Consider the following 7,310-nt stretch of genomic DNA (forward strand, 5'->3'; position numbering starts at 1 on the left):
CGGGTGCCGTCGGCAGCGCTGAGTTCCGCGCCTAGCCTGAGGTCATGGAACTTGGCGTTGATGATGCTTTCGCCCCCCCGGAAGAGCCTTGGGTCAAGGTGTCCCCGAAGCTGACGACAGCGCGGCGTCTGGTTCTGGTCATGACGGTTGTTCCGCTAACCGCTGCCGTCGTCGTCACAGCGATCCTGGTTCACTGGCTGTGGCTGGTTTGGACGTCGGCCGCTGTGGCCATAGTCGTGTTCGTGTGGCTGTGGTGGCTGATCGGACGCCGGGTCCGGTCGTTCGGATACGTCGAGCGCGAAGACGACTTACTGGTCACGTCGGGCATCCTGTTCCGCCGGCTCGTCATCGTGCCGTACGGCCGGATGCAGCTAGTCGACCTCGTGGCCGGTCCGATCGACCGATCGATGGGCTTGGTCAAGGTGCAGCTTCACACCGCAGCCGCTACGACAGACGCGGCGATACCTGGACTACCGCCAGAAGCCGCAGCGGCCGTGCGTGACCGGCTCGCCAGTCGTGGCGAGGCCAGATCGGCCGGTCTGTGAGCGGGTCTGGACCAACCCAGCCCGCACGGGTCCATCCGGTCACGCCCCTGGTTCAGGTTGGCCAAGTGGTTCCGCTAGTGATCTTGCTCGGCCTTGGAATTGGCGGCAGCTTCCTTGAGCGGTACGGAGCGCGCGGGGTCCTCGCGCTTCTGGCCTTCGTGGTGGTCACGTCCGCGCTGGTCGGTGGCTTGACCTTCCTGCAGTGGCGACGCTTGACGTTCTGGTTCGACGCGGAGGGCGACTTCCGCCTTGACTCCGGTGTGTTCACTCAGCGACGCCGACGCCTACAGCTGTCCCGGCTCCAGGGCGTGGACGTCACTCAGCCGTTGCTCGCCCGCCTAGTTGGCCTTGGTGCGGTAACGATAGAAGTGGCGGGTGCTGGTGACTCGCGCGCCAAGATCGAGTTCCTGAGCCTGGATGACGCGAACTCCTTGCGCAACGAAGTCATCGCGCGGGCGGCCGGTTTGCGTCCCGAGTCCGGGGAGGCTCCGTCCCGGCCCTTGGTTTCCGTGCCGACGCGCGATCTGTTCGTGTCCTTGCTGCTGCGGGGCAGCACGATTGTCCTGTTGGGACTAACCCTGGGCATGTTCGCGATCACCGTCATCGCGGTGGGCTGGGCGGGGGTGATGACGCTGGTGCTTGGCGGTGTGCCAGTTGTCGTCGTTCTGGCCGAGTTCGCGGCTTTCTATAATTTCACGGTTGGAGAGTCAGCGGACGGACTTCGGATCCGGTCGGGACTTCTGCACGTGCGTTCCCAGACAATCCCGCCAGGGCGCGTGCAGGCTGTGGAGTTCGTCCAGTCGTGGATGTGGCGCCGCCGTGACTGGGTGCGGGTGCGCCTCAACGTAGCTGGCCTGCGGTCCTCCGGTGACGGGCAGGAACAGGGCGGCGTGGAGCAGGTCTTGCTGCCGGTGGCACCCATGGACGTCGCGCTGGCCGTAGTCGGCCGGGTAATCCCAGGCGTGGACGTCAGATCTGTTCCCCTGGTGCCAGCGCCGAGCAGGGCGAGGGCGCGAGCCTGGATACAGTTCGCGGGACTCGGGGTAGGGCACGATGACGAGGCGTTCATCACGACTCGGGGTCGTTTCGTGCGGCGTATGGCCGTGGTCCCGCACGCTCGAACCCAGTCTGTGCGGCTCACTCAAGGCCCCTGGGAACGCGCGCTTGGGCTTGTCTCCATGCACGTGGACTCCCCGCCCGGGCCTGTCCGCATAGTCGCGCTGCACCGGGATCCGGCGGAGGCTCGCGAACTGGCCGAGGGTCAGAATCGGCGCGCGCACCAAGCTCTAGGGGCTGCTGGAAGAGGCAGGTGGATGGTCGAGGACGACCCCGGGAGCATGCTCGCTCCCCGAGAGGACGGGTCGGACCATGTCGGCTGAACAGCCTGCCTCTTCCCCTCCCCCACTTCGCTGGGGGTCCCCCCGCGAAGTGGGGGAGGGGACCCCCACCCGGCTCGCCGTGGGTGTCATCGGAGTGGGGCGAGCTGGATCAGTGCTGGCGGCTGCCTTGCGCAGAGCCGGGCACCCTGTAGTCGCGGCCTATGCGGTCTCCGAAGTGTCGCGGCTTCGAGCCGACGCGTTGCTCCCCGGCGTGCCGCTCGTGGGGATGGATCGGGTATTCGCCGACTCGAACCTGGTCCTAATAGCTGTACCTGACGACGTGCTGCCCAGTGTCGTGGCTTGGGTCGCCGATCAGGGATGGATCCGGCCGGGACAGTTCGTCGTGCACTGCTCAGGCAGGCACGGCGTTGGCGTGCTGGATCCGGCCGCCCAGGCTGGTGCGCTGCCGATGGCCCTGCATCCGGTGATGACATTCACTGGCACGAGTTTGGATCTGGACCGGCTGAGCGGATGCCCCTTCGGCGTCACCGCCCCCGCGAGCCTTGAGACCGCGGCTTCGGCACTCGTCGTGGAGATGGGTGGTGAGCCGATGCTTGTGGCGGAAGATCGGCGCGCCCTGTATCACGCGGCTGTCGCGCACGCCGCCAACCACTTGGTGAGCTTGGTGGCGGAGGCGATGGATCTGCTGGGCCTGTGCGGCGTCGACGAACCAGAAAGGATGCTCGCTCCGCTGCTTGGTGCCGCACTGGACAACGCATTGGCCAGCGGGGACCAGGCGCTGACCGGGCCGGTGGCCCGCGGCGACGCGGGAACGGTCGCGAGCCACCTAACGGAGTTGTCCGCGATTTCGATGAGGACAGCATCCGCTTACCGCGCGTTGGCGCGGTTGACAGCCGACAGGGCGGTCGCGTCCGGCATGCTTGACCCAGCGGCAGCGGTCGCGCTGCTGGCCGTACTCGCCGACGACCCAGGGAGTGCCCTGTGACGGAACTGGTAGTGCTGAACAACGTGACCCAGATGCGCGCGTGGCGCCGTTCGGGCAGGCGGGCCGTCGTGATGACCATGGGCGCACTGCACCCCGGTCATGCCGCGCTGATGGATGAAGCCCGCCGCGTGGTGGGCAGCGAAGGCCAGGTGGTCGCGACGGTCTTCGTCAATCCGACGCAATTCAGTCCCGGAGAGGACTTCGAGAGCTACCCCAGGACGATGAAGGAAGACCTGGAAGTCTGCTCTGGCCACGGGGTTGACGCCGTGTTCAGCCCCGACGCGGTTGAGGTCTACGGAGAAGAGCCGTCGGACTTGAGCGTGGACCCAGGGGAGCTGGGCAGTGTTCTGGAGGGGTCGATTCGCCCGGGGCACTTCCGCGGAGTGCTGACCGTGGTTCTGAAACTGCTGAATCTGACACAGCCTGATGTCGCGGTCTTCGGTGAGAAGGACTATCAGCAGCTCATCCTCGTGCGGCGGATGGTCGATGCCTTCAACTTGCCGGTCGAGGTCGTTAGCGTGCCCACTGTCCGCGATCCGGATGGCCTGGCGATGTCGAGTCGAAACGTCTACCTGGACTCCACACAGCGCGCCGCCGCGGCCGCTATTCCAGCGGCCCTGTTCGTTGGCCGTGAGAGCGCCGAGGCTGGGTCTTCGGGGGTTGATGTAGTCAGGGCGGCTGAGCAGGTTCTCAATGCCCAGGATGGTGTCGAGCCTGACTACGTCGTCCTGACGGGTCCCCACTTGGAGCCAGCCGAGGACTCAGGCCGGGCACGGCTACTGGTGGCAGCGCGCGTCGGAGAAACGCGGCTAATCGACAGCACGGAGCTTGTGCTGGCGGGCGCCTCGTGACGGAGGCCTTCGCCACGCACTTGCGGGCGCCCGAGCCGGGTTGGACCGAGGAAGCGGACGTAGTCGTCATCGGCTCCGGGATCGCTGGCCTGAGTGTCGCTCTTCGTGCTCAGGCTCTCGGTAGGCGTGTTCTTCTGATCACCAAGGCCAGTGTTGAGCACGGGTCCACAGCCTGGGCTCAGGGTGGGATCGCGGCCGCGATGTCTGAAGATGACTCGCCTGAGGATCACCTGGTGGACACGTTGAACGCTGGCGCCGGTCTGTGCGACGAGGAAGCTGTCAGGGTTCTGGTCACGCAAGGCCCTGGCGCGGTGCGTCGGTTGGTGGAGCTGGGTACCCGTTTCGACCTCACGGCGGCTGGCGATCTGGCGCTCACGCGCGAGGGCGGCCACCTTCGCGACCGGATCGCTCACGCCGGAGGGGACGCCACAGGTGCTGAGATCGTGCGGGCCCTTGTGTCGGCGGTCCGCGAGAACCCAGGAATCACGGTCTACGAGCGGGCACTGGCGTTGGATCTGCTGACGGACAGCCAAGGATCGGTCCAGGGCGTGACTCTCCACGTGATGGGTCAGGGTCAACGAGATGGCGTGGGCGCGGCGATCGCGCCCGCCGTAGTGATCGCGACTGGTGGAATCGGTCAGGTATTCCAGAGCACAACGAACCCGGAAGTCGCCACAGGGGACGGTGTGGCCATGGCGATCCGGGCCGGTGCGGCCGTGGCGGATCTGGAGTTCGTTCAGTTTCACCCGACCGTGCTGTGGATGGGTGCCAGATCCTCCTGGGGTCAACAGCCCCTTGTCTCGGAGGCCGTCCGGGGCGAGGGGGCGGTGCTGCTGGACGTCGAAGGCCGTCGCTTCATGGCCGCTGAGCATCCGATGGCTGACCTGGCTCCACGCGACATCGTGGCGAAGGCGGTTGTCCGGCGCATGATCGCTACCGGCGCCGATCACGTGTGGCTGGATGGGAGGGCACTGGGAGAAGAGGTCTGGAGCAAGCGCTTCCCCACGATTCTCGCCAGATGCCGGGAGCTTGGAGTCGATCCAGTTTCGGATCGCATCCCAGTCGCACCGGCCCAGCACTACGCCAGCGGAGGAATCAGGACGGATCTTGATGGGCGCTCGTCCATACCGGGGCTCTTCGCCTGCGGAGAGGCTGCTTGCACGGGCGTGCATGGCGCCAACCGTTTGGCGTCGAACTCGTTGTTGGAGGGCTTGGTGTTCGCGGAGCGGATCACGAGCTGCCTTGAGCTGGGAGGCCTGCCAAGGCGAGATCCTTGTTGGCCGTCCGGGCCGGTGCACGTGGTGTCCGCTGAGGAAAGACCAAGGATCCAGCAAGCGATGTCGCACGGAGTTGGGCTGTTGCGCTCGGCGAAGTCTCTTCAGGAGGTGACTGGCACTCTGCGCGACGTGGCCGCCGAGGATTGCGGCGAGCCGTGTACGGCGGCCTGGGAAACGAGCAACATCCTCACCGTCGCGAGCGTTCTGACCCTGTGCGCTTCGCAGAGGACCGAGACGAGGGGTTCGCACTGGCGGGAGGATTTCCCAGCGTCCGATGATGAGCATTGGCTCGCGCATCTGACAGGCCGCGTCGTGTCCGGTCGCCTCGAAACCACGAAGGAGCGACTCGGTAGCCCGAGATGGGAGGCGTGGCAGTGAACCGATCTGCTGAGGGAGACAGCGGGCATGGGCTCGTTGACGCTGCGCCGCTGCGCGAGGCTGGGCTGGATCCGCGTGCCGTGGAAGCGGTCGTGGAGGCGGCTCTTCAGGAGGACCTCGCGGGTGGTGTGGACGTGACCAGCATCGCAACCGTGCCGGGGGAGCAGCGGGCCGTGCTGGAGTTCGTGGCTCGGTCACCTGGAGTGGTGGCCGGGCTTCCAGTGGCGGCCGCCGCGGTGCGGATCGCCTGCGGTCCCGGTGTGAGCGTTGTGAGCGTCGCGGCTGACGGCGACAACGTGGAGGCCGGAGACGTTCTGATGACAGCGACTGGGCCGACGCGGTCATTGATGTTGGTGGAGCGCACGGCACTGAACCTGTTGTGCCACCTAAGTGGTGTGGCCACGGCCACCTCGCGATGGGTATCGGCGGTGGCTGGAACCGGAGCGCACGTGCGGGATACGCGCAAGACCACTCCTGGGTTGCGGGCTCTTCAGAAGTACGCGGTCAGGTGCGGAGGCGGTATGAACCATCGCATGTCGCTGTCTGACGCGGCGCTGGTGAAGGACAATCACGTCGTTGCCGCTGGCGGGGTCGCGGAGGCGTTCGAGGCAGTCCGCAGGCGCTTCCCGGCAGTGCCAGTGGAAGTGGAAGTTGACTCCGTGGACCAGTTGCTAGAAGTGCTCGCGGCGGGTGCGGATCGAGTTCTGTTGGACAACTTCACTGTGGAACAGATGAGGACCGCTGTCGAGATCAACGCGGGCCGGGCGATGCTGGAGGCTTCGGGCGGGCTTACCTTGGACCAGGCAGCCGCCGTGGCGGCGACCGGAGTGGACTACTTAGCGGTGGGGGCGATTACGCACTCAGCTGCCGCGCTGGACATCGGCGCGGACTTGCGCGTACTCCCGCCCGAAGATGCGCAGGACGGAAGTGGCTGATGCTGTTAGCGATCGACGTTGGGAACACCCAGACGGTCATGGGCCTGTTCGACGGGGAAGATGTCACTAGGTCCTGGCGGGTCAAGACGGATGCCCGGGACACCTCAGACGAGCTCGCTTTGACGTTCCGAGGATTGCTGGATGGTTATGGCCCCCTGTCTGGAGTGGCACTGTGCTCAAGCGTCCCGGCGATCCTGCACGAGATGCGGGCCATGCTGGCGAGCAACTACGGGTCCGTTCCGGCAGTGATCGTGGAGCCAGGCACCCGGACCGGGGTCGCGATACTGACCGACAACCCGAAAGAGGTGGGCGCGGACCGGATAGTCAACACGCTGGCTGTGTATGAGCGCTACGGCGGACCTGCGATCGTTGTGGACTTCGGTACTTCGACGAACTTGGACGTAGTGTCAGCGGACGGGGATTTCCTCGGGGGGGCGCTAGCTCCGGGCATCCAGATAAGCATCGACGCATTGGCGGCACGAGCCGCGCAGTTGCGAAAGATCGAGCTCGTGCGACCGCGTTCGGCGATTGGCCGGAACACGGTCGAGGCCTTGCAATCCGGTGCGCTCTTCGGGTTCGCTGGACAGGTCGACGGGTTAGTCCAGCGCATCATCGCCGAGCTCGGTGACGTCCAGGCCGTTGTCGCGACTGGAGGCTTGGCCTCGATCGTGATCGAGGAATCCACGACCATCACTGACCACGACCCCGATCTGACGCTTCATGGGCTGCGCCTTGTGTTTGAGCGGAACTGTGACTGATTCGGGGGTGCCGGTAGCTTTCGCCGGATGAACAGCGCTGAGAGCGCGCGGATCGGGGCGGTTCAGTCCGGTTGGGTGGTTTTTGTCTTTCAGGTAGCGGGGGGGGGTGCCGCGTTTAGGCTCTGGATTGATCGTTGTGAAGTGGCGTGAGCTGGTCTAGGTCGTCCAGGATGGTGATCATGATGGATGGTGCGGGGCATCGTCGTGGTTGCCGGTTGCGTCGCGTTGTGGTGTTTGGCGC

The 7,310-nt window shown here is 65.9% G+C and carries 7 protein-coding genes; all 7 read left to right on the forward strand.

Annotation, left to right across the window (positions count from 1 at the left end; genetic code table 11):
• The first annotated feature begins 44 nt into the window (after positions 1-44).
• A complete protein-coding gene (locus Q8P38_03320) occupies positions 45-545 on the forward strand; it encodes a PH domain-containing protein (GenBank protein MDP4013642.1) in 501 nt (166 codons plus the stop codon).
• Positions 546-610: 65 nt separating this feature from the next.
• Positions 611-1,924: a PH domain-containing protein gene (locus tag Q8P38_03325; protein ID MDP4013643.1), complete on the forward strand. Its 1,314-nt coding sequence runs from the start codon at positions 611-613 to the stop codon at positions 1,922-1,924.
• Between the two features lie 49 nt (positions 1,925-1,973).
• Positions 1,974-2,870, forward strand: a complete 897-nt coding sequence (locus Q8P38_03330) for a DUF2520 domain-containing protein (GenBank protein ID MDP4013644.1) — start codon at positions 1,974-1,976, stop codon at positions 2,868-2,870.
• Positions 2,867-3,721: a pantoate--beta-alanine ligase gene (panC, locus tag Q8P38_03335; protein ID MDP4013645.1), complete on the forward strand. Its 855-nt coding sequence runs from the start codon at positions 2,867-2,869 to the stop codon at positions 3,719-3,721. Before Q8P38_03330 ends, panC begins: the two co-directional genes overlap by 4 nt.
• Positions 3,718-5,376: an L-aspartate oxidase gene (locus Q8P38_03340; GenBank protein MDP4013646.1), complete on the forward strand. Its 1,659-nt coding sequence runs from the start codon at positions 3,718-3,720 to the stop codon at positions 5,374-5,376. Before panC ends, Q8P38_03340 begins: the two co-directional genes overlap by 4 nt.
• Positions 5,373-6,311, forward strand: coding sequence for a carboxylating nicotinate-nucleotide diphosphorylase (gene nadC, locus Q8P38_03345; GenBank protein MDP4013647.1), 939 nt, complete (start codon positions 5,373-5,375; stop codon positions 6,309-6,311). Before Q8P38_03340 ends, nadC begins: the two co-directional genes overlap by 4 nt.
• Complete coding sequence (locus tag Q8P38_03350; GenBank protein MDP4013648.1) at positions 6,311-7,069, forward strand: type III pantothenate kinase; 759 nt, start codon at positions 6,311-6,313, stop codon at positions 7,067-7,069. Before nadC ends, Q8P38_03350 begins: the two co-directional genes overlap by 1 nt.
• Positions 7,070-7,310 lie beyond the last annotated feature (241 nt).

This window comes from Candidatus Nanopelagicales bacterium (assembly GCA_030700225.1).
Lineage (GTDB): Bacteria > Actinomycetota > Actinomycetes > S36-B12.